At 38.2% G+C, this 25,911-nt stretch carries 24 protein-coding genes and 1 riboswitch; of the genes, 17 read left to right on the forward strand and 7 right to left on the reverse strand.

The features are described from left to right. Nucleotides 1-7: 7 nt before the first annotated feature. Nucleotides 8-619 (reverse strand): trimeric intracellular cation channel family protein, encoded by a 612-nt coding sequence (locus ACNHOZ_RS04115; RefSeq protein ID WP_013058789.1) that lies wholly within the window; start codon nucleotides 617-619, stop codon nucleotides 8-10. A gap of 277 nt (nucleotides 620-896) precedes the next feature. On the opposite strand from ACNHOZ_RS04115, the gene hflX reads away from it, so the two are divergent. From hflX to ACNHOZ_RS04150, 7 genes are all read left to right on the forward strand, one after another. Beyond that, on the forward strand, nucleotides 897-2,159 hold the full coding sequence (gene hflX, locus ACNHOZ_RS04120; RefSeq protein WP_080968623.1) for a GTPase HflX: 1,263 nt from the start codon (nucleotides 897-899) through the stop codon (nucleotides 2,157-2,159). Between the two features lie 14 nt (nucleotides 2,160-2,173). Beyond that, nucleotides 2,174-3,436: a methionine gamma-lyase family protein gene (locus tag ACNHOZ_RS04125; RefSeq protein WP_033579808.1), complete on the forward strand. Its 1,263-nt coding sequence runs from the start codon at nucleotides 2,174-2,176 to the stop codon at nucleotides 3,434-3,436. A 181-nt stretch (nucleotides 3,437-3,617) separates the two neighbouring features. Next, nucleotides 3,618-4,025: a MerR family transcriptional regulator gene (locus tag ACNHOZ_RS04130; protein ID WP_014458504.1), complete on the forward strand. Its 408-nt coding sequence runs from the start codon at nucleotides 3,618-3,620 to the stop codon at nucleotides 4,023-4,025. 83 nt (nucleotides 4,026-4,108) lie between these two features. Beyond that, entirely contained in the window at nucleotides 4,109-5,443 is a 1,335-nt protein-coding gene (gene glnA / locus ACNHOZ_RS04135; protein WP_013084732.1) for a type I glutamate--ammonia ligase, read from the forward strand. Nucleotides 5,444-6,302: 859 nt separating this feature from the next. Further along, nucleotides 6,303-7,355, forward strand: a complete 1,053-nt coding sequence (locus ACNHOZ_RS04140; protein WP_048019868.1) for an N-acetylmuramoyl-L-alanine amidase — start codon at nucleotides 6,303-6,305, stop codon at nucleotides 7,353-7,355. A gap of 191 nt (nucleotides 7,356-7,546) precedes the next feature. Beyond that, a riboswitch (cyclic di-AMP (ydaO/yuaA leader) is annotated at nucleotides 7,547-7,688 on the forward strand. A gap of 162 nt (nucleotides 7,689-7,850) precedes the next feature. Beyond that, a complete protein-coding gene (locus ACNHOZ_RS04145; protein WP_028411372.1) occupies nucleotides 7,851-9,677 on the forward strand; it encodes an APC family permease in 1,827 nt (608 codons plus the stop codon). A 109-nt stretch (nucleotides 9,678-9,786) separates the two neighbouring features. Further along, complete coding sequence (locus tag ACNHOZ_RS04150) at nucleotides 9,787-10,764, forward strand: cation diffusion facilitator family transporter (protein ID WP_028411371.1); 978 nt, start codon at nucleotides 9,787-9,789, stop codon at nucleotides 10,762-10,764. 39 nt (nucleotides 10,765-10,803) lie between these two features. Here the strand turns inward: ACNHOZ_RS04150 and ACNHOZ_RS04155 are convergent, their stop codons facing one another. Genes ACNHOZ_RS04155 through ACNHOZ_RS04165 form a run of 3 tightly spaced genes read right to left on the reverse strand, consistent with a single transcriptional unit; the run spans nucleotide 10,804 to nucleotide 13,696 of the window. Continuing rightward, nucleotides 10,804-11,781, reverse strand: coding sequence for a glycosyltransferase family 2 protein (locus ACNHOZ_RS04155; RefSeq protein WP_028411370.1), 978 nt, complete (start codon nucleotides 11,779-11,781; stop codon nucleotides 10,804-10,806). Then, a complete protein-coding gene (locus ACNHOZ_RS04160; protein ID WP_028411369.1) occupies nucleotides 11,778-12,170 on the reverse strand; it encodes a GtrA family protein in 393 nt (130 codons plus the stop codon). The genes ACNHOZ_RS04155 and ACNHOZ_RS04160 overlap by 4 nt, the downstream gene beginning before the upstream one ends. 20 nt (nucleotides 12,171-12,190) lie before the next feature. Continuing rightward, entirely contained in the window at nucleotides 12,191-13,696 is a 1,506-nt protein-coding gene (locus ACNHOZ_RS04165) for an ArnT family glycosyltransferase (RefSeq protein ID WP_447697047.1), read from the reverse strand. A 278-nt stretch (nucleotides 13,697-13,974) separates the two neighbouring features. Between ACNHOZ_RS04165 and ACNHOZ_RS04170 the strand changes: the two genes are divergently transcribed. After that, the gene (locus ACNHOZ_RS04170) at nucleotides 13,975-14,175 is read left to right on the forward strand and encodes a hypothetical protein (protein WP_168761232.1); all 201 of its coding nucleotides are present in this window, start codon (nucleotides 13,975-13,977) and stop codon (nucleotides 14,173-14,175) included. 67 nt (nucleotides 14,176-14,242) lie between these two features. Here ACNHOZ_RS04170 and ACNHOZ_RS04175 read toward each other — a convergent pair whose 3' ends face one another. Continuing rightward, entirely contained in the window at nucleotides 14,243-15,688 is a 1,446-nt protein-coding gene (locus ACNHOZ_RS04175) for a hypothetical protein (protein ID WP_034270839.1), read from the reverse strand. A gap of 209 nt (nucleotides 15,689-15,897) precedes the next feature. Beyond that, complete coding sequence (gene lexA, locus ACNHOZ_RS04180) at nucleotides 15,898-16,515, reverse strand: transcriptional repressor LexA (protein WP_013058778.1); 618 nt, start codon at nucleotides 16,513-16,515, stop codon at nucleotides 15,898-15,900. A gap of 146 nt (nucleotides 16,516-16,661) precedes the next feature. Between lexA and yneA the strand changes: the two genes are divergently transcribed. The 8 genes from yneA to ACNHOZ_RS04220 all read left to right on the forward strand — a co-directional run bounded on the left by yneA (nucleotide 16,662) and on the right by ACNHOZ_RS04220 (nucleotide 24,729). Continuing rightward, nucleotides 16,662-16,991 carry a cell division suppressor protein YneA gene (yneA, locus tag ACNHOZ_RS04185; RefSeq protein WP_028411366.1) on the forward strand — a complete coding sequence of 110 codons (330 nt, stop codon included), beginning with the start codon at nucleotides 16,662-16,664 and terminating at the stop codon, nucleotides 16,989-16,991. A gap of 53 nt (nucleotides 16,992-17,044) precedes the next feature. Further along, on the forward strand, nucleotides 17,045-17,713 hold the full coding sequence (locus ACNHOZ_RS04190) for a YneB family resolvase-like protein (protein WP_028411365.1): 669 nt from the start codon (nucleotides 17,045-17,047) through the stop codon (nucleotides 17,711-17,713). A 69-nt stretch (nucleotides 17,714-17,782) separates the two neighbouring features. Next, the gene (locus tag ACNHOZ_RS04195; protein ID WP_013058775.1) at nucleotides 17,783-18,013 is read left to right on the forward strand and encodes a DUF896 domain-containing protein; all 231 of its coding nucleotides are present in this window, start codon (nucleotides 17,783-17,785) and stop codon (nucleotides 18,011-18,013) included. A 167-nt stretch (nucleotides 18,014-18,180) separates the two neighbouring features. Continuing rightward, entirely contained in the window at nucleotides 18,181-20,187 is a 2,007-nt protein-coding gene (tkt, locus tag ACNHOZ_RS04200) for a transketolase (RefSeq protein ID WP_013058774.1), read from the forward strand. 149 nt (nucleotides 20,188-20,336) lie between these two features. Continuing rightward, complete coding sequence (sirA, locus tag ACNHOZ_RS04205) at nucleotides 20,337-20,777, forward strand: sporulation inhibitor of replication protein SirA (protein WP_028411364.1); 441 nt, start codon at nucleotides 20,337-20,339, stop codon at nucleotides 20,775-20,777. Between the two features lie 90 nt (nucleotides 20,778-20,867). Beyond that, the gene (locus tag ACNHOZ_RS04210; RefSeq protein WP_013058772.1) at nucleotides 20,868-21,080 is read left to right on the forward strand and encodes a YneF family protein; all 213 of its coding nucleotides are present in this window, start codon (nucleotides 20,868-20,870) and stop codon (nucleotides 21,078-21,080) included. Between the two features lie 90 nt (nucleotides 21,081-21,170). After that, the gene (locus ACNHOZ_RS04215) at nucleotides 21,171-22,934 is read left to right on the forward strand and encodes an ABC transporter transmembrane domain-containing protein (protein WP_048019870.1); all 1,764 of its coding nucleotides are present in this window, start codon (nucleotides 21,171-21,173) and stop codon (nucleotides 22,932-22,934) included. Continuing rightward, nucleotides 22,924-24,729, forward strand: a complete 1,806-nt coding sequence (locus tag ACNHOZ_RS04220) for an ABC transporter ATP-binding protein (protein WP_048019871.1) — start codon at nucleotides 22,924-22,926, stop codon at nucleotides 24,727-24,729. Before ACNHOZ_RS04215 ends, ACNHOZ_RS04220 begins: the two co-directional genes overlap by 11 nt. Before the next feature lie 22 nt (nucleotides 24,730-24,751). Here ACNHOZ_RS04220 and ACNHOZ_RS04225 read toward each other — a convergent pair whose 3' ends face one another. Then, on the reverse strand, nucleotides 24,752-24,928 hold the full coding sequence (locus tag ACNHOZ_RS04225) for an aspartyl-phosphate phosphatase Spo0E family protein (RefSeq protein ID WP_013084718.1): 177 nt from the start codon (nucleotides 24,926-24,928) through the stop codon (nucleotides 24,752-24,754). Nucleotides 24,929-25,067: 139 nt separating this feature from the next. Here ACNHOZ_RS04225 and ACNHOZ_RS04230 point away from each other — a divergent pair, with 139 nt between their 5' ends. Continuing rightward, nucleotides 25,068-25,775, forward strand: a complete 708-nt coding sequence (locus ACNHOZ_RS04230; protein ID WP_033579815.1) for a cytochrome c biogenesis CcdA family protein — start codon at nucleotides 25,068-25,070, stop codon at nucleotides 25,773-25,775. Nucleotides 25,776-25,911: the final 136 nt, after the last annotated feature.

Consider the following 25,911-nt stretch of genomic DNA (forward strand, 5'->3'; position numbering starts at 1 on the left):
CTTTTTTTTACATATTTGGTTGTCGAATCGTTTTAATCGGCAGGCGCCATTTGTAAATGTATGAACACATCCGAAGGCCTACAAGCAAGATAAATAACGTATAAAGTTCTACAGGCGTGTTTGTAATATGGAGCCCTACGCTAAATCCTGCGATAATCGCCCATACGGCATAAATTTCATCCTTAAGAACAGTAGGCTTTCGGCGTGCTAATAAATCTCGGATAATCCCCCCGCCGCTTCCTGTTAAGACCGCAGCTACAATAACCGCGCTAAGCGGATGGTTCATATGAGTGGCATAAAGCGCTCCTTGAATCGCGAATGCTGCAAGGCCAATGGCGTCCGAAAAGTTTCCCCATCGCTTCCAATGTTTTAAGATATTGTTTGGAAATAAAAAAGTGGCAGTGATAGATAATAAAGCAATTTGAAAAAAGAGTCCTTGTTCCCAAAGGGCAGACACCGGTACACCGATAAGCAGGTTTCGAATGGCTCCTCCGCCAAAAGCCGTTACGATTCCGAGTATGTAAACGCCTAAAATATCATATTCCTCTTCCATCGCAATGAAAGCTCCGCTGATTGCAAAAGCAATCGTTCCAATAATGCTAAGTACGTCCCAAGTCATGATGCTATCCCCTTTATTCTGTTTTCACCAAGTAGCGACTATTATTTTAAAATCAGGCAGCCTGATTCAAATTTCGATAAGTAAACCAATTCAAATTGTATACAGAATTTCGTGATATTTCAATGTTTTTTTAATCATCGTTTTATAGATTTTAAAAAGGGTGTTAAACTAGTAAAAGACAATGTATTCTGTCTCTTTTGCAAAGATGGAGAAATGGAGATTTTTTTGATATGATATGAATGATTTGTCAATTTAATAGTAAGGGAAGGAAAAATCTTTGACAGCAGAAATGAATACTGAACTTGAACGCGTAATTTTAGTCGGATGTCAGCTTCATGACGATGACGAACGTTTTGAATATTCAATGGATGAGCTAGCATCTTTAACTGAGACTGCAAAAGGCGAAGTGCTGGTAAGGTTAACGCAAAAGCGCGATCGCATTCATCCAGCTACTTATATTGGAAAAGGGAAAGTAGAAGAACTTGTAGCTCTTGAAGAAGAGTTAGAGCCTGATTTAATTGTATTTAATGATGAATTGTCACCGAGTCAAATCCGCAATTTGTCAGCAGGGTTATCTGCGCGTGTTATTGACCGCACGCAGCTGATTTTGGATATCTTCGCACAGCGTGCTCAAACGCGAGAAGGAAAAATGCAGGTGGAACTTGCTCAATTAAATTATCTGCTGCCTAGGTTAGTAGGACAAGGTACCGCTTTGTCGCGTCTTGGAGGCGGAATTGGAACAAGAGGTCCTGGTGAAACGAAACTTGAAAGTGACCGCAGACATATTCGCCGTAAAATTGATGAAATTAAGCGTCAGTTAAAGACAGTGGTAAGTCACCGCGAACGTTATCGAGAAAGACGTAAGCGTAATCATGTCTATCAAATTGCAATTGTGGGCTATACGAACGCTGGTAAATCGACGATCTTTAACCGCTTAACAGAAGCTGGTATTTTTGAAGAAAATCAGCTGTTTGCAACTCTTGATCCAACGACAAGACAGTATACGCTTCCGTCAGGATTAACCACGCTGTTAACGGATACGGTTGGATTTATTCAAGATCTTCCAACAACGTTAGTAGCCGCGTTCCGTTCAACACTTGAAGAAGTAACTGAAGCTGACCTTGTTCTGCACGTGGTAGATTCATCTAATCCAGATTACAACAACCACGAAAAAACAGTGCATCGCTTACTAGAAGAGCTTAACGTAACGGACATTCCGATGCTGACAGTTTACAATAAAGAAGATATGCAGCATGAACTATTTGTCCCATCCGCTTCAACATCGTTATCAATGAGCGCTTTTAAAGCTACGGATTTAGTGAAGCTTGGGGAAAGAATTCAAGAAGAAATGAAAAAAGAAATGGCGTTTTTTCATGTGCTGCTGCCGGCTTATGAAGGAAAAATGCTCGCTGAACTAAAAACGGTCTCTATTCTTGAGTCGTTAAAGTTCAATGAAGAAACTGAGAAGTATCAGTGCAAAGGGTATATTGCAAAAGAGCATCCCCTTTACAAAAAGCTACAAACGCTTGAAGAAAGTTGAGGAACAAAGAAATGATGTTTGATCAGTTAAAAAACGGGGCACGCATTCGGGAACTTGCTGCAAAAGTAGAAAAGCAGATTAAGCCCGTACATGAGAAAATTGACGAGCGTATTGAAGCAAATCAATTTCGAGTGCTGCAAAGCTTTCAGCAAAACCGAGTGAGTGATTCACATTTTAATCCGACAACGGGGTATGGCTACGACGATCTAGGCCGCGATACGTTGGAGAAAGTATATGCGGACGTTTTTGGAACAGAAGCATGTCTAGTGCGTCCGCAAATTATTTCAGGCACGCATGCAATCGGCATTTCGCTGTTTGGTGTACTGCGTCCTGGAGATGAACTATTATATATAACCGGAAAGCCTTATGACACGCTTGAAGAAATCGTTGGCATACGAGGAAGCGGTGTAGGTTCTTTAAAAGAATATAACATTAGCTATAAATCAGTAGATTTAACTGAGGAAGGTCAAGTGGATTTTGAAGAAGTGAAAGCGTCTATTCATGAGCATACAAAGATGATAGGCATTCAGCGTTCAAAAGGGTACGGCATTCGTCCTTCTTTTACAGTCGCTCAAATAAAAGAAATGATTTCGTTTGTAAAGAGCATTAAGCCTGACGTTGTTGTATTTGTTGACAACTGCTACGGTGAATTTGTAGAAACAATCGAGCCAACGCATGTAGGAGCAGATTTGATGGCGGGGTCGCTTATTAAGAACCCTGGTGGAGGTCTCGCTAAAATCGGTGGCTATATTGCAGGACGAAAAGACCTAGTGGAAGCTTGTTCATACCGAATGACAACTCCTGGAATCGGTGCAGAAGCTGGAGCGACGCTGTATAGCTTGCAAGAAATGTATCAAGGGTTCTTCTTGGCGCCGCATGTAGTAGGTCAAGCCTTAAAAGGAGCGGTTTTCTCATCCGCTATGTTTGAAGAGCTTGGTATGCAAAGTGAACCGAAGTGGGACAGTGAACGAACAGATTTAATTCAATCCGTTCAGTTTGATGACCGCGATAAAATGGTGGCTTTTTGTCAGGCAATTCAATTCGCTTCGCCAATTAATTCACACGTAACGGCGTATCCTGCTTATATGCCAGGGTATGAAGATGATGTGATTATGGCAGCAGGAACGTTTATACAAGGAGCGAGCCTCGAACTTACGGCAGATGGTCCTATCAGGCCGCCTTATGTCGCTTACGTGCAGGGCGGATTAACGTATGCTCATGTAAAAGTAGCAATATGCATGGCGGTAGATCAATTACTGACAAAAGAACTTTTATAAGATAGAAAGATTATTTCTCCCCGTTAAGAAGGAAAAAATAAGCTATAAAAATAAACGAAGTGCTATTTATTTGTATAGAAAAAATGTTCAGAAAAATTTATGTTAGAATTACTAACATTCGGTTGACAGGTGAACTAACATAGCATACAATGTAAATAGTTAATCCAAAGGAGGAACTGAAATGAGTGACAACATTCGAAGAAATACGCCACTTTTCCCGATTGGAATTGTGATGCAGTTAACTGAGTTGTCTGCTCGCCAAATTCGCTACTATGAAGAACATGAATTAGTTGCACCGGTAAGAACAGAGGGAAATCGACGACTATTCTCATTTAACGATGTTGATAAGCTGCTTGAAATCCGCGATCTAATCGAACAAGGTGTAAACTTAGCAGGTGTAAAACAGCTGTTTCATCTTCAAAAGGAGCAAAAAGGGCATAAGCAAGAAGAAAAAGTTGTGGCAGAAACAGCAAAGCCAGAATTAACGGACGATGAGTTGCGAAAAATGCTTCGTGCAGAACTTATGCAAGCAGGCCGTTTTAATCGAGCAACTTTAAATCAAGGAGATATGTCCAGGTTCTTTCATTAATAAAGTTATCAATATTTATGCCGTTCGTATATGAGGGGTATAGATTATAAATATTATATAGAGATTTAGGGGAGGATCACACGATGGCAAAGTACACAAAAGAAGATATTTTCCGCAAAGTTCAAGAAGAGAATGTAAAATATATTCGTCTTCAGTTCACTGACATTTTAGGAACAATTAAAAACGTTGAAATTCCAGTAAGTCAATTAGAAAAAGCGTTAGACAACAAAATGATGTTTGACGGTTCTTCTATTGAAGGGTTTGTACGTATTGAAGAATCAGATATGTACCTATTCCCGGATATTGATACATTTGTTATTTTCCCTTGGACATCTGAAAAAGGTAAAGTAGCACGTTTTATTTGTGACATCTACAATGCAGATAGAACTCCGTTTGATGGCGATCCACGTAATAACTTAAAACGTGTGTTAAAAGAGATGGAAGAGTTAGGATTTACTGATTTTAACCTTGGACCTGAGCCAGAGTTCTTCTTATTCAAATTAGACGAAAAAGGCGAACCTACATTAGAATTAAATGATAAAGGTGGCTACTTCGACTTAGCGCCAACTGACCTTGGTGAAAACTGCCGTCGTGACATCGTATTAGAGCTTGAAGAAATGGGCTTTGAAATTGAAGCATCTCACCATGAGGTAGCTCCTGGACAACACGAGATCGACTTCAAATATGCTGCTGCATTAAAAGCTTGTGATGATATCCAAACGTTCAAACTTGTTGTAAAAACAATTGCACGTAAACATGGCTTACATGCTACATTTATGCCAAAACCATTATTTGGTGTGAACGGTTCAGGTATGCACTGTAACGTTTCATTATTCAAAGATGGCCAAAACGCATTTTATGATGAGAACGGTAATCTAGAGCTAAGTGATACTGCTCGTCAATTTATCGCAGGTATCATCAAGCACGCACACAGCTTTACAGCAGTAACAAATCCTACTGTAAACTCTTATAAGCGTCTAGTACCTGGATATGAGGCTCCTTGTTATGTTGCATGGTCTGCTCGCAACCGTAGCCCATTAATCCGTATCCCAGCTTCTCGCGGCGTAGGAACTCGTGTTGAAGTACGTAGCGTAGACCCAGCTGCTAACCCATATTTAGCAATGGCTGTTCTATTAAAAGCTGGTTTAGATGGAATCAAGAACAATCTTGAAGCTCCAAAACCTATTGATCGTAATATCTATGTAATGACAAAAGAAGAGCGTGTTGAAGAAGGTATCGTAGATTTACCTGCAACATTAGCTCAAGCTTTAGATAGCTTCCAATCAAACGAAGTGATGGTTTCTGCATTAGGTGAACACTTAGCAGAGCACTTCGTTGAAGCGAAAGAAATCGAGTGGGATATGTTCCGTACACAAGTTCATCCTTGGGAACGTGACCAATACATGAGCCAATATTAATTTTTAAAAGTCGGAGAGATCGTTTGTACGTTCTCTCCGACTTTTTTTGTTTTTCACAATGAATAAATAACATTCTGCATACGTAAATTGAATAATATAGCTTGTTTATAAAAAAGCTGCCTGTCGTATAATTTACAGGGAGCTTTTTTATTGTTTTGTTACATACAAGAAAGAATTTGTTTACATGAATCAAAAAGGATGAGCTTTTTGTCTCATTGAATCTATAAGTAAAAGTAGTGTATAACAGATAGTGAGATTGTTTATGTGTTCACTCTGCACTGTATTTCAGTATAACTTCAGAGAGTTTTCAGCCAATCATAGTATCGTTAGAAAATACTGTTGGAGAGGAATGTAATAAAAATGAAAGAAGGAAATTTCTTTAAAGGTTTAGTGATAGGGATATTGATAAGCATTCCAATTTGGATTATTCTCATTGTTGTAGGCGTTCTGCTTTTTAAATAGGTCCTAACGTTATAAATAATAGACCCTCCTGATCTATACTTTAATCAACCAGAATAGAATTTGGACCAAAAGTATGTTAGGGGGGAGGGAACCGCACGATGAATTGTGCGGATTTTTTTATTGGTAGGGTAAACGTAGATTTCATCTATTTAGTTGCTTCTAGCAGTTGATTGGAGGCTCACCAGCCCCCCCGCGGAAAGCGAAGCCTTGCACGGAATTCAACAGCGATGTAACAAGCCATCCATACTAGCGCATTTATCCTATTTGTTCGTTTTTAGATTGAAGTGATTTCGTTATGTCTCAATCTCCTTTTTTAGTAATTTTTCACTAAGTAGGCTAGTATACGTAGCACTTTTTTCCCTCATGCATATGTTAACAATAAGGAGGGACAAGTAATATGAAAAAAATCTATCTTGATGCAGGACATGGTGGGGCAGATGCAGGAGCAGTTGGAGCAAGCGGACTGTATGAAAAAAACTTAGTGTTAAAAATTCAACAATATTTAATAAGCTATTTAAATAGCACTTACAGTGACTTTACGATTAAAACCACCCGTACCACAGATACTTTTTTATCGTTATCTCAGCGAGCTTCTCAAGCTAACTCGTGGGGAGCAGATGCATTTATGTCTATTCACGTAAATGCCGGTGGAGGAACAGGATACGAAGATTATGTTTATAGAAGCGCTAGCAATGCTAGTAAAACGTTTCAATCGATTGTGCACGGGCAAGTACAGCCAACGCTGCTGTCGTATAATCATCCGAATCGCGGACGAAAATCGGCCAATTATGCGGTGCTTCGCTTAACAAATATGCCTGCAGTATTAACTGAAATAGCTTTTATTGATAGGAGCGCCGATGCAGCACTTCTTCAAAATGAAGCTTTTTTAAAAAGCATGGGTGAATCGTATGCAAAAGGAATTGCCGTATATTTAAATTTACCTCGTCGTGCAGTTCCAAATCCATCGCCATCTCCAACACCGACACCAAATCCATCACCTTCTGAACCAGGTGAAAAAACGTATACAATTAAGCAAGGAGATACGCTGTACAGTGTTGCACAGAAGTACGGCATAACAGTACAGGAGCTTCAAGAAGCAAATACAGGGCTTTCGGATCCTTTAACCCTAAAGGTTGGAAAAACAATTGTTATTCCTTCAGGAACTTCACCAAACCCATCTCCAACACCGTCACCAACTCCACCTTCTGAACAATATCCACTTCCCAATGGAATTTTAAAACAAGGCGATTCTGGAGAAGCAGTGAAACAGCTTCAAAGAGCATTAAACGCGGTTAATTTTAAAGTAGGGTCAGTAGACGGAATATATGGAGTACAAACGAAAGATGCAGTCAGACGTTTTCAACTTGTGTATCTTCCTTATGATGTAGATGGCATTTATGGTCCTCAAACGAAAAACAAGCTAGCAGCCGTTTTAAAAGCAAAAAGTTAAAGAAAGCAGGTCTTCTGTAAGCAGGCAGAAGGCCTTTTGTTTTCCCCTTAAAAGCGCCTTAAGTACTATTTTATCGTTTACGTAAAATAATGCTTTACAAACCATTTGTACGGGAGTATATTATCTAAGAACAAAGGATAGTTATGAAAGAAACATGTTATCGATCATACTCTTTAACCGAAAATTATATTGACCTGTTATCGCTTAATTCGTCAGAAGTGGGGGACCCAAATTTGTGCATTGTCACTTGGGGTGAATCCTTTTTTAAAAGGTAGGGCTACTCTCATAGCCCGAATCCGACAGCTAACCCCATAAGCGTTTTGGAGAGGAGGTTTAAGCTGTGTAAAAACGCTGAGAACCCTTAGTGTTTTTTTTGTGCGCTTTTTTAACATAAAAAGGTATTTTTTAGGGATAATATCACTTATTCATGAACTTGTAACGGAGCTTAGCAACGAACAGTGAATAGTAGCTAAGCAATCATCGGAGGGAAATTACGTGAACTATTCAGTTCTCAAGAGATTATTGATTGGAAAGCCGCTCAAAACAAAAGAGTTAGGCGATCAAAAGCTTAGTAAGCTTAAAGCGCTGGCTATTTTATCATCAGATGCCTTATCTTCAGTGGCTTATGGAACAGAACAGATTTTGATTGTCCTTGCAACAGTGGGCGTGCTTGCCTATTGGTATTCGATTCCAATTGCGATTGGGGTATTGGTGCTGCTGACGGCTTTAATTCTTTCATATCGTCAAATTATTTATGCGTATCCGCAAGGCGGAGGAGCTTATATTGTTTCGAAAACCAATTTAGGAGAAAATCCTGGACTTATCGCTGGGGGATCACTGTTAGTAGATTATATTTTAACAGTTGCCGTGAGTGTTTCAGCAGGAACCGATGCTTTAACTTCGGCTTTTCCAACGCTGCATCACTATAACGTAGTAATTGCGTGTTTGCTGGTGATTTTTATTACGGTTTTAAATTTACGAGGTGTAACAGAATCCGCTTCTGTCTTAGCTTATCCGGTTTATTTATTTGTGATTGCTCTTATTTTGTTAATAGCGGTGGGCTTCTTCAAAATAGTGACAGGTCAAGTTTCACCTGAGCTTCATACATCTCTCGGTACCGTGGTGCCAGGTATTAGTTTGTTTTTATTATTAAAAGCTTTTTCATCAGGCTGTTCGGCATTGACTGGTGTAGAAGCTATTTCGAATGCAGTGCCTAACTTTAAAGATCCAGGTGCAAAAAATGCTGTTCATACATTAATGCTGATGGGCGGTATTTTAGCCGTTTTATTTTCTGGCATCACGTTTTTAGCTTATTGGCTTGGCATTTCTCCAAAAGCAGATGAAACGGTTGTATCACAAATTGCATCGAGTGTATTTGGACGAAATGGGTTTTATTATTTTATTCAAGGCACCACAGCTCTGATTTTAGTGCTAGCGGCGAATACAGGTTTTTCAGCTTTCCCTTTGCTTGCCGTAAACTTATCGTCTGATAAATACATGCCAAGAATGTTTCAAATTCGCGGCGATCGACTAGGCTATTCAAATGGAATTGTGACCCTTGGAATTGCTTCTATTGTCTTACTTGTCGCTTTTAAAGGAGCGACGGAACAATTAATTCCTCTTTATGCAGTTGGAGTGTTCATTCCATTTACGCTTTCTCAAACAGGCATGATTGTCAAATGGCTTAGAGAAAAGCCGGCCGGCTGGCAAGGAAAGCTAACCATTAACTTAATTGGTGCCCTCATTACCTTAACGGTGCTAATCATTTTGTTTACAACGAAGTTTTCACAAGTATGGTCCGTGCTCGTTTTCTTACCGGTTATCGTTTATATTTTTCATCGCATTCATACGCATTATGAAGCGGTAGGAGAGCAGCTTCGTATTAAGCAAGGAGAAAAGATTGGAAAGCTTGAAGGAAGTGTGGTCATTGTTCCTGTAGCAGGAATGACAAAGGTAGTGGAAAATTCATTGAACTATGCAAGAACGATTGGTGATACCGTTATTGCGGTGCACGTTGCTTTTGACCGAGAAAGCGAAAAGAGAATGGAAGAGAAGTGGGAAAAGTGGCAGCCTGATATTCGTATTGTTACGTTTCACTCTCAATACCGCAGTCTTGTGCGTCCGCTGTTTCGATTCATCGATATGGCTGAAGAAAAAGCCCGGGAAAATAATATGGCTATTACGGTTGTTATTCCGCAGTTCATCACGAAAAAAAGCTGGCAAAACATCCTTCATAATCAGTCCAGTCTGCTGTTAAAAGCACATTTGCTTTACCGTAAAAACGTAATCGTTACAACGGTACCTTATCGTTTTAAAAAATAATGAAACATGACTAAAAACCTCCAACTTATATGTTGGAGGTTTTTAATTTTTAAATTCACATACACTAACCATAATTGAATCTCATCAAAGGCACAAACGGAGGGATTGCATGAGTGAATTAATTAAGTTATTGCGAAAAGGAAATAAATCGGCCATGATGGCCGCTATAGTTAATACCATTATATCCATTATTAAAGGGATTGCTTTTGCTTTAACGGGAAATGTAGCGATGTTTGCTGAAACGATGCACAGCTTAGGAGACGCAGCAAATCAGTTCTTTGTTTTTATAGGTTCAGCATTAAGCAAAAAAGCTCCGACCAAACGATTTCCAAACGGATTTGGACGATTGGTTAATCTCGTTTTATTAGGGGCGGTTCTTGTAGTAGGAATTATGGCATTTGAAACGATTAAAGAAGGGTATCATCATATTCTTCATCCGACGAAGTCTTCAGGCTTTATTTTAAATATTGCAGTACTTGGCATCTCGGTATTACTTGAGATGTTTGTCCTCTTTAAGGCAATGAAAGAAATTTTGCACGATGTCGGAATGAATACTGCAGAGGTCAATGTTTTTACGCAAAGCTTTGTTCATCTAAAGAAAGCAAAGCCAGCAACTAAGCTTGTTTTTATGGAAGATCTGGTAGCCACTGGAGGAGGCGTATTGGCTTTAATCGCCGTTTTTATTTCGCGATTTACGCCTTTTCATCAAGCTGAAGGAATTGCTTCTATGCTAATTGGTCTTATGATGTTTTTTGTAGTAGGACGAGTATTTTTAGATAACGCTGCCGGAGCGCTTGGTGAAGCAGATAAAGAAATGGAAATGAAAATTGGTGCCATTGTTATGCAAGATGTACAAGTGCGTGATATTCAAACGTTAATGGTGATGAAAGAAGGAGAAGAGCTTCACGTTGAATTAAAAGTAGAAATTGATCCTTCTTTAACAGTAGCAGAAGCGGATGATATTAAAGATCGTCTGGAAAATCGTATTTTACAGGAAAAAGGAATAACGGATGTCATTATTGAATTTGATGAAGATGATGGAATTCCTGACTGGGTGACAAGCGATTTACAGCTTCAAAAAGAATAAAAAACAAGGAAGAAAACAGTTGTTTTCTTCCTTGTTTTTTTAGCTATATACTTTTTCACGCACGTTTTGAGAATCTGTTGAAGCCGCAGAAAAGTTAATAGTTTCACGTACAACGTAAATAGGTCTATTTTTACTTTCATCGTAAATTCTTGCGATGTATTGTCCCACTAGACCTAAACCAAGTAGCTGAATACCGCTAAAGAAAGTGATAGCTACCATAATCGAAGTCCAGCCGGGCTGGATATTTTCACCTATCAGCCAAACAACAATCGAATAACTTAAAACGAGAAGTGATACAAAAACTGATAACAAGCCAATAACCATTACTAAACGTAAAGGTTTCGTTGAAAACCCAATAATTCCATCTGAAGCAAACTTGATCATCTTTTTTAAAGGATATTTTGTTTCACCAGCAAAACGCTCATCGCGCTCATATTCTACATATGTTTGCCTGAAGCCGATCCAAGACATCATTCCTCTTACGAAACGATTGCGTTCAGTCATTTTTTTGAATACGTCCGCAACTTTTCGGTCGATAATACGAAAATCTCCCGTGTCTTTTGGGATTTCAATATCGGACATATAATTTAAAAAGCGATAAAAATACTTAGCCGTTGTCAATTTAAAAAAGGTCTCTCCGCTTCGCTTCTTGCGCTTTGCGTATACAATTTCATAGCCTTGCTGCCATTTAGCAATTAATTCAGGAATCATTTCAGGTGGATCCTGTAAGTCAGCATCAATAATTACGATAGCATCACCTTGAGCATAGTCAATACCTGCTGTGACGGCAGTTTGGTGCCCGAAATTACGGGCAAAATCAATAATTTTTACGTTAGAATCCATAGCTGCTACGTCCTTTAAGATTTCAATTGTTCGGTCTGTACTGCCGTCATTGACGAAAATGAATTCATAGTTAATGTGATTTTCATGCATGACGGAAAGCAAGCGATTATAGCATTCATTAGCTACTTCTTCTTCAAAATACATAGGTACCACGATTGAAATTAGTTCTTTCATGCTTTACCTCCTATCGAGTGATTGTTTGTGTGCTTAAACGTCCATATTTTATTAAGAAAAAAATTAAAAAACATTCCTATACAAGTAGACAACAGTTGTCCAATTATCGGATTAGCAGGTGTATAGTGTACAAGAAGGAATAAGCAAGATGTATTAATTGCTAAAGTAATAAGGTTTACGATGAAAAATTGAGCTAACATCCATTTATGTACAGTTGCTTGAAACACCCACGATTTGTTCCAATAGTAGCTGTTTATGACGCCAATGAAATAGGATAGTACGTTAGCCAATATATAATTCATATCAAAATGAATGAGTGCTAAGTAACTGATAATAGTGAGCAGGGTATTCATTATACCTACGAATCCGAATTTCAGGAATTTTATCACGGTTGCATAATCCCTTCCATTTAATTTATCTCTTCACATTTTGCCTGTGGCTTATTTTTAGTAAACCGTACTAGTAAATAAGATAGAATCACTGAAATACCAAACCCTTCGAGCAGCATAAAGCTTGGAAAAATAAAGAATCGATAGCGAGTTTGAATTTCAATAAGCAAGTGAATAAGAACGTATCCTATGATTAGTAATAAAAACAGTGTATACGGATATTTATCCTGCTTCTTCAGGAATAAACATATAAGTCCAATAATGGAAAGAATAGTAGTTGAAACGTAAATGATTCTTTCATAACTTTGAGCAGCACTAATTAATTTCTCTTTATTAAAAGGTACATCTTCTTGAGGAGTTAATGAAATACTCCAAAATGTAGATGCATCCGTTCCTCCCCACATATTCAGGAATTTAATGTGAAAGAGATCTAAAAGTTGCTCTTTATCTGCTACTCGCTCTTTAATTACTTCTTTTTCTGCTTCAGCTCGTTTTTCTCCAATTGGCATACCCATAAAACGACTAGCATCCTCTGAAGAATAAGAACCGCTTGTTTCATAATTAAAGCCAATAACGAATTTCCATAAAGGATCTCTGTTACTTAAAGGATATTTAGAAATACCGCTCGCTACAAAAGAGTAGTTGATCAGCGCATTTGCAATAAAAAAAGTAGCCAGTACGCCTACGAGGTTTTTTCCTATTTTCTTTCGACGAGTTTTTAACTCAGCAGCATCCTTCGCTTCAATGTAAGGTTGAAGAATTTGCAAGATGAAATAAATGAAAACAGCAACGATAATAATGGGTCCCAGAGGGCGCATTAAATTTCCTAACGACAATAGAAGACCAATATAAAGCCAGCTAAACTTGTTATGAGCAAATCTTTTTATAATAAGGTAAAAAGCTGCATAAAATAAAAAAGTAGCTAAATGCTGATTGGTTAACACTGAGCTGTAGAGAATGTTCGGAATGTAGAACGCATATAGGAAAGCTGCCATTCTCCCAGCAAGTTCGTTAAATACTTTAGCGCCAATTAGATAAATAAAAATAACGGTTCCAGTAGAATAAAAAATATTTAACAATTTTAATGTGAAAATGCTATCTCCAAAACAGCGAATAACAATAGATTCATAGAATAAAAAGCCTAGCTGATATACCCATGTAGTGAAATAAACGCTTTGGTTAAATTCATAATTTCCTTTTGCGATATTACGTGCGGCATCTAGCATGACAAGAAAGTCAGATTTTACAGGTGTTTGAACAGAAAGCATCCATGCTAATCGAACACCTAAGGTCAAAACAATCAGTGAAATAAAAAAAACAGTTTTGTTCATGTATCTACTTGCAATAGCTATTAGAAAAATGACAAGGAAAGTGATACATATTCCTTCAATAATAAATGAATTACTTAAAGCCAAGCCTTTTAAGTCCAATGAATTTGTCATCGCACTATAACTGCCCCATAGAGACCATGTAAGAATCATGACACATAAAAGAATCAGGCTTTTGGATAAAAATGAGTTAAGCATATTACCTCCTGCAAATTATTTCAAAGATAAGGTACAAAATTCCTACCCTATGATACCATATTTTATTATTTTGTATATATTTTTCTTATAGAGTATAATATTAGATTGTTCTGAAATTACAACAGCGGCACAACGTGTAATAAAAGGTTCAGCGGAGTAGACAGTGATTTAGTAATAGATAAAAGAGGTTGGAAAAAAAGGATTTTAGTCGAAGGGAAAAACGAACCATTAATCATCATGTTTGATGGTTCGTTTTTTATGGTGAACGTAGGTTTCATTTGTTTAGTTCTTTCCAGCAGTTGATTGGAGGGCAAGACGAAGACTCCTGCGGGAAAAGCGGAAGGGGTGAGACCCCGCAGGAGCGCAAGCGACGAGGAGGCTCACCGGCCGCCCGCGGAAAGCGAAGTCTTGCACGGAAATCAACAGAGGTGTCACAAGCAATCCCTGCTAGCTTATTTATTTCATTTGTTTCCCTTTAGACTCGCTTGATTTAGTTATGTCTCAATCTCTTCTTTTTTATCATGTGTTTTCTGATGGGAACAGCTTTTATGTTTTAAATCGATCTTTTAATAAATTCCATAGGGAACTCACTCCGAGACTAATGCTGATCAGAATTCCTGATAAAGCTACTATTAAAGCGATATATTCAAAGATAGAAAACTGCTTCATACTATCCCAATTGATGTTTCCCTTTAGCTTGCTAATAACTAAATTCATTCCGTAAATACCGGAAAGAACGGTATAAATCGTTAAAATTAATAATAAGTAATTGTGACGCTTGGCCGCGATTTTCTCTTGATTTTGATACAAAGTACCAAGGGTTTCTTTGACTTCTTGATAAAGAGAATTGATGTGGAAGATTTTTTTAAAGAGCTCAGAAAACTCTTGACCTTCCGTGCGAGAGCTAATTTCTAAAAATAAATATTTACCTGAAAATACAGTAATAGAGCGAATTAGTCGCTCGATGCCCTCTGAATTTTTATGAAACGTGAGCTGAGAATACTCATAGGATAGTTTTAGCAACACGATTTTATAGAAAAAATGCAAAAATAAATTATAGTAATGCTGGCCAAATAGATGATTCATCAAAAGCTGATCCGTTTTAGAGTCTGTCGATTTAGAAATACACGAAAACACATGGTCTGTTATAACGTAATAGGTTTCAGGAGCCCATCTGGAATACACGTGTTTGGTATTATACGTTTTAATATACTCATGGTTGTGTGCAGAGATAAACGGTTTCCCGTCAGGCGTATAGCTATTTAGCTGCCCAGTACGAAATAAAGTTGTGGAGTTAATTTCTTGCTCTTGATTTACCGTTACATAACTTAATACAAACATCCGTTCATCGATAAAATAAGGAAGACTCCCGACGTGCTGTTCACGCGTCGCTTCTTTTTTGATGTGTTCGTTCAAAAATGGCGCGAGCTGTGAAAAAATATAATCCTGTACTTTGCTATAGCGATGATGTTCATAGGTAATGGTGGATCCATGCTCTTCAGCAAGCTTCGGTTCTAATACACGAAAATGATTCATGAATTCTAAAATGTCATCATAGGTGTAATGATTATGACTCATCTCAGTGCGAATGGTCATGACGCCAATTTCAAAAGGACATAAAAAAACATCCACAGACAGCACGTTGCTAGACACGGTGGTGGAGGAAGTTTGTAGCGTAACGGTATGGTCTATTTTTTTTGAAAATCGAAGCAAGCCTTCTTTTTCGCACGAATCAGGAAATAGAATACATTCAATGTAAGGAAGAAAATATTGATCCAAGCTATCATGAGATACGTAATACTGTTCTCCGTAGTATTCTTTTTCTACATGTTTGTTTTGAATGGAAAAAAACTCAAACATATTTGCTTCTAGTGCATGAACAAGCTGCTCTTTATTTTTTCGATCAAAGGAAAAAGGAAAAAGAAACATGTTCATTGCTTTGGTAGGCATAATAGTTTGAAATGGTTCTGTTTTCCTTGGTGTATTGGTCATAAACTACATCCTTCTTATAGTCGGTTGTATTTTTTTTGAGAGTCGAAAAAATGCAGACAGAAAGTAAAAGGTAAAACAGGCTTTATAAAAACCGCTCTACCTGCCTGTAATGATTCGACGTATCATTTATAATATGCCAATTTTTTTAGAAAACAAACGTAAAAAACCAACTAACATCATGATTAGTTGGTTTTACATACAGTGTGTAATTAGTGAATCGTGCGATATACACCAGTGACTTTTCCTAAAATCGTTACGTGGCGAAGAATAATAGGCGCCATCGTTGAATTTTCAGGCTGTAAACGAACGAAATTTTCTTCTTTAAAGAAACGTTTTACCGTTGCTTCGTTGTCCTCGGTCATAGCGACCACAATATCTCCGTTATTAGCAGTTTGCTGCTGACGTACGATTACCATATCGCCATCTAGAATACCTGCTTCAATCATACTTTCTCCCATAATTTCAAGCATAAATACATGATCATCTGGAGAAACGAATTTATCTGGAAGAGGGAAATATTCTTCCACATTTTCAACGGCTGTTATAGGAAGACCCGCTGTTACTTTACCGATAACAGGAACATTAATGACATTGCTTTTAGGGATGTTTACTTCGTCTAGTTGAAGAACTTCGATTGCTCTTGGTTTTGTTGGATCTCTGCGAATTAACCCTTTGCTTTCTAAACGAGCTAAATGCCCGTGTACAGTGGAGCTAGAGGCTAATCCCACCGCTTCCCCAATCTCACGAACAGAAGGCGGATAACCTTTTAATTTTACTTCGTGCTTAATAAAATCTAGTATGTCTTGTTGACGTTTTGATAGCTTCATATTTTTCACCTCGATTTTAGCTATTCTTTAGGTGAATTATACCACGTGATGTGTCAATATACAAACATAAGTTCGAAGAATTCCATTGACAGAAACAAATGTTCTCAATAAAATAAGAACATATATTCTGATAGGGGGATCATAATATGCACCAATTCTTACATTCTATGAAACATTACGCTATTTTTTTTGCAGTTATCGCTGCACTTACATATGTATTGACGCTGGTTTTAGGAGCGGATAAAGTAGATTTAGACAAATATTCAACGGTTACTATTACAAAAGGAGATACGCTTTGGGACTTGTCCAACAAGTATCATAATCACCATCATTTGACCACCAATGAATTTGTCAAATGGGTTGAAGACGTCAATGATCTAAACTCAGACACTGCCCAGTCTTTATCTCCTGGAGATAAATTATATATTCCTGTTTTAAAAAAAGAGTTACATAATCAAGTGGCAATTGAACAGTAGTGTGTAACGGCCGTTCCTGAATATTGTTAGAAGCCGAAAAGGTCGTGATAAAAGTGGACGCCATTATTTATTGCCGTGTAAGTACGGATAAAAAAACCCAAGAAACATCTTTACAGCGCCAGCAAGAAGAATTAAAAAAGCTTGCTGATCTTCACCATCTAAACGTAAAAAAAGTCGTAATGGAAAAAGCAAGCGGATATGACGTAGACAGAGAGGGTATATTGGATGTTCTTCATACAATGAAAGAAGAAAAAATATCTGTGCTGCTCATTCAAGACGAAACGCGATTAGGCAGAGGAAATGCCCGAATCGCGCTTCTTCATGCTTTTCATAAAGAAAATGCTACGATCTATACGATTAGTCATCAAGGTCAGCTTCAGCTTTCAGAATCTGATTCGATGGTGTTAGATATTATTAGCTTAGTGGAAGAGCATCAGCGGAAATTACATAACGCTAAAATTAAAAGAGGAATGAAAAGAGCCGTAGAAAACGGTTATCGTCCGCAGCAAAATTTAAAAAATCAAGGAGTTAACTCAGGAAGAGAAAAAAAAGAAGCGCCGATTGAAGAAATTGTCCGCCTTCGTCATAACGGCTTAACCTTTGCTGAAATTTCAGTTACGCTAAAAGGTTTTGGTTATAATATTTCAAAAGCAACGGTACATCGTCGCTATCAAGAGTATCAAGAGAGTGCTCAATCTCTTGATAAAACGAAAGAGATTTAGTAAGATGACTACATGTTGCCGGAACTGTTCGGTAATTTTAATTATTGATTATAAGGAGATAGGTTTTATATGCTATCAAAAGATAAACTTGCTCGTATTAATGCTCTTTCAAAAAAGGCAAAGGCTGAAGGTCTGACAGAATCTGAAGCGAAAGAACAGCAAGAGCTACGTCAGGAATATTTAAAAGTTTTCCGACAATCTATGACAAACCACCTTCATACGATTAAAGTTGTGGACGAGGAAGGTAAAGATGTTACGCCTAAGAAGTTAAAAGAGAGCAAAAAGAAGCGTCTTCACTAAGACGTTCTAGTAAAACTAGAGGGAGAGTTCCCTCTAGTTTTTTGTATATTTTTAATAAGGCACACAAAAACTGTAAAAGTGGAAATTTTTTTGGTTCAAGTATTGTACAAATAAGCAAATCATTAGTATGATAACATATGTACATAGTTTTGAAAGGAATGAAGAGTATGACACAACGTATTGAAGATCTTTCGATTGCAACAATTCGTACTTTATCAATCGATGCGATTGAGAAAGCAAATTCAGGTCACCCAGGTATGCCAATGGGAGCTGCTCCAATGGCGTATACATTGTGGACAAAATTTATGAACATCAATCCAAAGAATCCAAACTGGTTCAACCGTGACCGCTTTGTATTATCAGCAGGACACGGATCGGCACTATTATACAGCTTGCTTCATTTAGCTGGATATGACTTATCAATTGAAGACCTTAAAAACTTCCGTCAATGGGGAAGCAAAACACCAGGTCATCCAGAGTTCGGTCATACAGCAGGTGTTGATGCAACAACTGGTCCACTAGGACAAGGTATTGCAATGGCTGTTGGTAAAGCAATGGCAGAACGTCATTTAGCTGAAACATACAACAAAGAAGGTTTAGAAATTGTAGACCACTTTACGTATGGTATTTGTGGTGACGGAGACTTAATGGAAGGTGTATCTGCTGAAGCAGCTTCATTAGCGGCACACTTAAAATTAGGACGCTTAGTTGTTTTATACGATTCAAATGATATTTCTTTAGACGGAGATTTAGATCGCTCGTTCTCTGAGAACGTAGAAGATCGTTTCAAGGCTTACGGATGGCAAGTAATTCGTGTTGAAGACGGCAATGACTTGACAGCGATTGCAAACGCAATTGAAGAAGCAAAAGGCGATTTAACACGCCCAACGCTAATTGAAGTAAAAACAACAATCGGATTTGGTTCTCCAAACCACGCGGGTACTTCTGGCGTGCACGGTTCTCCATTAGGTTCCGATGAAACAAAATTAACAAAAGAAGCTTATGCATGGACATTTGAAGAAGATTTCTATGTGCCAGAAGAAGTGTATGCTCACTTCAAAGCTACAATTGCTGAAGATGGCCAAAAGAAAGAAAACGAATGGAACGATGTATTTGCACAGTATAAAGAAAAATATCCTGAACTAGGTCGTCAATTTGAACTAGCAGTAGAAGGAAAGTTACCGGAAGGCTGGGAAGAAACGCTTCCAGCATACGAAACGGGTTCAAGCCTAGCTAGCCGTGCTTCTTCTGGAGAAGTATTAAACGCAGTAGCACAAGCTGTACCTCAATTCTTCGGCGGTTCAGCTGACTTAGCTGGGTCAAATAAAACAATGATTAAAGGTTCAGAAGACTTCACTGCAGCTGATTACAGCGGACGTAATATTTGGTTCGGTGTACGTGAATTTGCAATGGGAGCTGCATTAAACGGTATGGCTCTACACGGCGGTGTAAAAGTATTCGGAGGAACATTCTTTGTATTCTCTGATTATCTTCGCCCAGCAATTCGCTTAGCAGCTTTAATGAAGCTTCCTGTAACATATGTATTCACACATGACAGTATCGCAGTTGGAGAAGACGGCCCAACACATGAGCCAATTGAACAATTGCCATCACTTCGTGCAATGCCAGGTCTTTCAGTGGTTCGTCCTGCAGATGCAAATGAAACAGCTGCTGCATGGCGCTTAGCATTAGAATCAACTGACCGCCCAACGGCGCTTGTATTGACTCGTCAAAACTTGCCAACGCTTGAAGGTACAAAAGAAAATGCATACGAAGGCGTGTCTAAAGGCGCGTACGTTGTATCTAAAGCTGGTAAAGACCAAGCGGATGCATTAATACTTGCAACAGGCTCTGAAGTAAGCCTAGCAGTAGAAGCACAAAAAGCATTAGCTGCAGAAGGCATTGATGTATCTGTAGTAAGTATGCCTGCATGGGATCGTTTCGAAGAGCAATCTGCTGAGTACAAAGAAAGTGTTATCCCTAAATCAGTGAAAAAACGTTTAGGTATTGAAATGGCTTCTACACTTGGCTGGGAACGCTATGTTGGAGACGAGGGACAAGTTCTTGGTATTAATCACTTCGGTGCATCTGCTCCTGGTGAAACAATCATGAAAGAATTTGGTTTTACAGTTGAAAATGTAGTAGCAAAAGTGAAAAGCTTGCTTAATGCATAATTCTTTTTCACAAGAAAGAGCAGACTCCTATGGTCTGCTCTTTTTTTTCGACAAAAAAACAAAGAAATTTTTTCATCGATAGACAAGCATTGCGTACACCATTCGGTATAATAGTACAAAAAAGAACGAGCCGAAAGGGAGGATGAATCGTGAGAACGTATGAAGTATATTTAATGGAGGAAGAAGTTGCATCATCCTATTTTCGAAGAGAAAAGCTCATTTATCAGCTGCTGATTGAATATAAAATGAAACGTCACTTGCAGGAAACGCATTTACAAAAACAAGTTCATTACATTACTCGCCAACTGCCCAATTCATTTATTCAACGAGAATTACTTCAGGCGTTTTCTCATTATCCTCATTTTTTTACTCATCAAGAGACGTTTGTGCTGGAGTATCCTCATAAAAAAAGTCGAGCATCTATAAAATTAACGAATCGCTGTATAACAATTGAAGGAGATGGCAATGTTGATGCTGAGACAGCTTTTTTTGAAGTATTACGCAAGCTAGATCCTTGTTTTTTAGCAGTGAATTATGGAACGGATGAATACGGCTGGCTGAGGCCTGTGAAAACAAGAAAATTTGTGTAATTATTTAAGGAAATTGGAACGGAAATATTGTATAATAGCGTATGGTCTAGTACACTGTAAGTTAGACAACACGAAGGAGGAAGTAATACCATGGGAATGTATATTCTAGTTGGTGTTCTAGCATTAATTGTTGGGATAGCGCTAGGATTTTTCATTGCTCGTAAGTATATGATGAGCTATCTGAAGAAAAATCCACCAATTAATGAACAAATGTTAAAAATGATGATGATGCAAATGGGCATGAAACCATCGCAGAAAAAAATTAACCAAATGATGAAAGCAATGAACGGCCAAATTAAATAATGGTTAATTGGACAGACACTCTCTATTCAGAAGGGTGTCTTTTGTTTTATGATAGAGATAAGAAAATGGTTGTAGGGCTAGGGGGATACGATGAAAATTTTTCGAGAGTTATGGTGGTTTTTCAAACAGGAAAAAAAGTCTTACATAACGGGGATAGCGCTGCTTATTATTGTGGCAGCATTAGAACTTCTCCCGCCTAAAATTATTGGTTTAACGGTAGATGGCATTAAAGAAGGGACGCTGAATGGAAAGCGCTTAATGCAGATGGTTGGCATTTTGCTAGGAGCTGCTGTTGTGGCCTATTTCACAAGATACATATGGCGTATTATGATATTTGGTTCATCTGTTAAACTAGCCAAGCAGCTGAGAAATACCCTCTACACTCATTTTACCAGGATGAATCAGGCCTTTTATCAGCGGCGGCGAATTGGGGATTTGATGGCCCATGCAACGAATGATATTCAAGCTATTCAACAAACTGCAGGTTCGGGCGTTTTGACGCTCGTGGATTCCATTGTCACAGGAGGGCTTGTTCTATGCACAATGGCCCTAACAATCAGCTGGAAATTAACGCTTATTTGCCTTATTCCTATGCCGCTTATGGCCGTTTTAACAAGTTACTATGGTACATTGCTTCATGCGCGGTTTCATCACGCACAAGCAGCATTTTCTACTTTAAATGATAAGGTTCAAGAAAGCATTAGCGGAATTAAAGTCATTAAGACGTTTGGGGAAGAAGCAGCTGATGTCGAAGAATTTCGTATGAAGTCTGCAGATGTTGTTCAAAAGAACATGAAAGTAGCACGAGTAGATGCATTGTTTGATCCGACCATTTCGATTATTGTAGCACTTTCTTTTTTACTTGCTCTTATTTTTGGCAGCAAGATGGTGATTAGTGAAGAGTTAACACTGGGACAGCTTGTTACCTTTACAACTTATTTGGGCCTTCTTATTTGGCCGATGCTCGCGTTTGGCTGGCTATTTAACATTGTGGAACGAGGAAGAGCATCATATGACAGGGTATTTTCTTTATTAAAAGAAGAAAATTCGATTGAAGAAGCAGCGCATCCTAGTGTTGAACTGCCAACAGGAAATATTGAAGCTGTTATTCATAGGTTTTCGTATGGTAAAGAAGACGAATACACGTTAAACGAAATTTACTTTACACTTTCTCGCGGTCAAACGTTAGGGATTGTCGGAAAGACGGGTGCTGGGAAAACCACGCTTTTAAAGCTGTTGCTTCGTGAATTTGATGTAAGCGACGGAGCTGTTTTATGGGGAGGAAAAGACATTAAAGATTATGCTTTTGATTCACTGTACAAAAGCATTGGATATGTTCCTCAAGATCACTTTTTGTTTTCAACAACAGTCGCTGCTAATATCGCGTTCGGAAAAGAAGACGCAAGCAATCAAGAAATCCAAGAAGCGGCTAAAGTTGCAAATGTACATAAAGACATCCTCGATTTTACAGATGGCTATCAAACAATAGTAGGTGAAAAAGGCGTTTCGTTATCTGGTGGACAAAAACAGCGTATCTCGATTGCAAGAGCTCTTCTATTAGATCCTGAGCTTTTAATTTTAGATGACTCGCTATCAGCGGTAGATGGAAAAACGGAAGCGGGTATTTTACAAGCGTTGAGGCAAAAACGTCAAAATCGAACAACGATTATTACAGCGCATCGGCTGAGCTCGGTTACTCATGCAGACCTGATTCTTGTCCTTGATAAAGGGAAAATTATTCAGCGAGGAACTCATGAGGAACTGCTTAGCGTGAGCGGCTGGTATCAGGATATGTACGATAGACAGCAGCTTGAACGTGCGGTAGAAGAAGGAGAGACGAAAAATGAAAATTGAGCATTCTTCGGTACATAAACGTCTGTTTCACTATACAATTCCGCATAAAAAATCATTTTTTTTAGCGTTCACTCTATTATTAATTGCTACGGCTGCTGATTTATTAGGGCCCATTTTGATTAAAATTTTCATTGACGATTATTTAACTCCTAAGTATTTGCCTTTTCAGCCTCTGGTGTGGCTTGCAAGCAGTTATTTGCTTTTACAGCTTTTAAAAATTGTCGTTCAATACTTTCAGCTTCTGCAGTTTCAGAAAATTGCGCTTCAAATTATTCAGCAGATTCGAATTGACGTTTTTTCTCATGTTCATCGTCTGGCGCTTCGCTTTTTTGACAACACGCCAACGGGAAGCCTTGTTTCTCGAATTACAAATGACACGGAAGCTATGAAAGAAATGTTTGTAGAAGTCATCGCGGTTTTTATTCAAAATGGGGTATTTTTGATTGGTATTTTTATAGCGATGTTTATGCTAGATGTGAAGCTGGCTTTTTACTGTTTAGTTCTTCTCCCGTTTATTTGGGGACTTATGAAGCTTTATCAGCATTACAGCGCTATTTACTACGGACAGCTCCGAGAAAAGCTAAGTCAGTTAAATGCCAAGCTTCATGAGTCTTTACAAGGCATGTCCATTATTCAATTATTTCGTCAAGAAAAGCGGCTTCGCTCGGAATTTGAAGAAATTAATGATGAGCACTACAAAGCGGGCATGCGCAATATTAAGTTAGATGGTTTGCTACTGAGGCCTGCTGTCGAAATTCTTTATATTTTAGCCGTTATTCTTGTGCTCAGTTATTTTGGCATTTCCGTAGCTGACAGTCCTGTTAAAATTGGTGTTCTTTACGCGTTTATCAACTATTTGGATCGTTTTTTTGAGCCCGTTAATGAAATGATGCAGCGTCTTTCTATGTATCAGCAAGCGATGGTATCAGCCTCCCGGGTATTTGATTTGATGGATGAGGAAGAAAAAAATCCAGTGATGACAGGAGAACAAAAGCAGGGGGTACAAAAAGGAACGGTAGAATTCAAAAACGTCACGTTTTCCTATGACGGTGTTCGAGATGTGCTTTCTGATATATCATTTACGGTAAACGAAGGAGAAACAGTGGCTTTAGTAGGCCATACTGGAAGCGGGAAAAGCTCCATCATTAATTTATTAATGCGTTTTTATGAGCAGCAAAAAGGAGACATTTTGATCGATAATAAACCACTGTCGTCCTTTTCAAATAAACAGCTTCGAGATCAGGTAGGGCTGGTGCTGCAAGATGCCTTTTTATTTGCCGATACCGTAAAGCGAAATATTACGCTGCATGAAGACCATTTTTCTGATGAGCAAGTAAAAGCAGCGGCGAAATTTGTGCAAGCTCACGCATTTATCGAAGCTCTTCCTAATAAGTATAATGAAGTGCTAGTGGAAAGAGGTTCAACTTTATCAAGCGGTCAGCGTCAGCTCTTAGCATTTGCAAGAACGGTGATTCGAAACCCTAAAATCCTTATTCTTGATGAAGCAACAGCCCATATCGATACAGAAACGGAAGAAGCGATTCAAGAAGTGTTAAGAGATATGGGAAAAGGCCGCACAACGATTGCGATTGCACATCGTTTATCAACTATTCAACACGCCGATTGTATTTTAGTATTGCATAAAGGGAAAATCGTCGAAAAAGGAACGCATGCTGAACTGCTAGATAAAGGCGGTTTGTACTATAATATGTATCAGCTTCAGCACAGTGAAAAAGAGGAAAATTTCAATAAAGAAACAGGAGTAAAAGAGATTTATAAAGAATTGATAGAGTGAAGGTGAAAAAAAGAAACAACCTTCATGAAGAGGTTGTTTCTGTTGTTTGAGCAGGGAATTCATTGTAAACGTTTAATAAATGATCTAATTCTTGACTATGTTTAATAGCAGGTGGAGAGTTTAATCCACTTACTCGGACTATGCGGATGAGTTCTTCTCGTTTCTTTTCAATCGCTAATAGAATATCTTTTTTGGCCAATGCTATGTATCCCTTCTAACAAGTCGTTTACCTAATTATACAAGATAATGGTACTATTTGAAAGAAGTGAGATAAGACAATTTGGTTACAAAATGGTAACGAAAAAGAACAAAAAGAACAAAAAAGGGAAGTGGGAAATGTGGGAGATTTAAATTTATTTTTGGCATTTGGCGCAGGCTTTTTATCGTTTATTTCACCCTGCTGTTTGCCTTTGTATCCAGCTTTTTTATCGTACATAACGGGAGTATCAGTCAGCGAGCTAAAGGAAGGCGCTAAGTCACATCAGCGCAAAGCTTTTATTCACACAGCTTTTTTTCTTCTGGGATTTTCTGTTATCTTTATTATGATTGGTTTTGCGACATCCTTTATTGGTCAGTGGTTTTTTAACTATAAAGATTTAATTCGGCAGATTGGCGCTATTCTTATTATTTTCTTTGGTCTAGTTGTACTAGGGATTTTTAAGCCTCGAATTCTTATGCAGGAACATAAAGTTCAATTCGCCAATAAGCCGGCTGGACTCTTAGGTTCTTCTTTTATTGGTATGGCTTTTGCTGCCGGCTGGACTCCTTGCACGGGACCTATTTTAGTATCGGTTATGGCGCTTGCAGCGACAAACCCAGGCTCCGGTCTTTTGTACATGATAACGTATTCACTTGGGTTTTCTATTCCGTTCTTTATCATGACATTCTTTATTGGAAAAATGAACTGGTTAAAAAAACATATGAATTCCATGATGAAAGTTGGCGGATACGCAATGATTGGCATGGGGTTTATTTTATATTTTGACTGGATGACAAAAATTATTATTTATACAACGAGCGTATTTGGAGGGTTTACGGGCTTTTAAAAAGGGAAAATGATACAAAAAAGAATCTGGAAGTTGGCAGGTTCTTTTTTGTTTTTTAAAGACCAAACGTTCATTTTAGCTCTTAGGAAATAAGCAAGAATATGACTCGAAAAAATATATAGAAAAAATTTATTTT

The organism is Priestia sp. D51, from assembly GCF_053345675.1.

Coding starts and splice junctions, on each gene's coding strand:
- ACNHOZ_RS04115 (WP_013058789.1), bottom strand. CDS start 619: ATGACTTGGGACGTACTTAGCATTATTGGAACGATTGCTTTTGCAATC.
- ACNHOZ_RS04125 (WP_033579808.1), top strand. CDS start 2,174: ATGTTTGATCAGTTAAAAAACGGGGCACGCATTCGGGAACTTGCTGCA.
- ACNHOZ_RS04130 (WP_014458504.1), top strand. CDS start 3,618: ATGAGTGACAACATTCGAAGAAATACGCCACTTTTCCCGATTGGAATT.
- glnA (WP_013084732.1), top strand. CDS start 4,109: ATGGCAAAGTACACAAAAGAAGATATTTTCCGCAAAGTTCAAGAAGAG.
- ACNHOZ_RS04140 (WP_048019868.1), top strand. CDS start 6,303: ATGAAAAAAATCTATCTTGATGCAGGACATGGTGGGGCAGATGCAGGA.
- ACNHOZ_RS04150 (WP_028411371.1), top strand. CDS start 9,787: ATGAGTGAATTAATTAAGTTATTGCGAAAAGGAAATAAATCGGCCATG.
- ACNHOZ_RS04155 (WP_028411370.1), bottom strand. CDS start 11,781: ATGAAAGAACTAATTTCAATCGTGGTACCTATGTATTTTGAAGAAGAA.
- ACNHOZ_RS04165 (WP_447697047.1), bottom strand. CDS start 13,696: ATGCTTAACTCATTTTTATCCAAAAGCCTGATTCTTTTATGTGTCATG.
- ACNHOZ_RS04175 (WP_034270839.1), bottom strand. CDS start 15,688: ATGACCAATACACCAAGGAAAACAGAACCATTTCAAACTATTATGCCT.
- lexA (WP_013058778.1), bottom strand. CDS start 16,515: ATGAAGCTATCAAAACGTCAACAAGACATACTAGATTTTATTAAGCAC.
- yneA (WP_028411366.1), top strand. CDS start 16,662: ATGCACCAATTCTTACATTCTATGAAACATTACGCTATTTTTTTTGCA.
- ACNHOZ_RS04195 (WP_013058775.1), top strand. CDS start 17,783: ATGCTATCAAAAGATAAACTTGCTCGTATTAATGCTCTTTCAAAAAAG.
- tkt (WP_013058774.1), top strand. CDS start 18,181: ATGACACAACGTATTGAAGATCTTTCGATTGCAACAATTCGTACTTTA.
- ACNHOZ_RS04210 (WP_013058772.1), top strand. CDS start 20,868: ATGGGAATGTATATTCTAGTTGGTGTTCTAGCATTAATTGTTGGGATA.
- ACNHOZ_RS04215 (WP_048019870.1), top strand. CDS start 21,171: ATGAAAATTTTTCGAGAGTTATGGTGGTTTTTCAAACAGGAAAAAAAG.
- ACNHOZ_RS04220 (WP_048019871.1), top strand. CDS start 22,924: ATGAAAATTGAGCATTCTTCGGTACATAAACGTCTGTTTCACTATACA.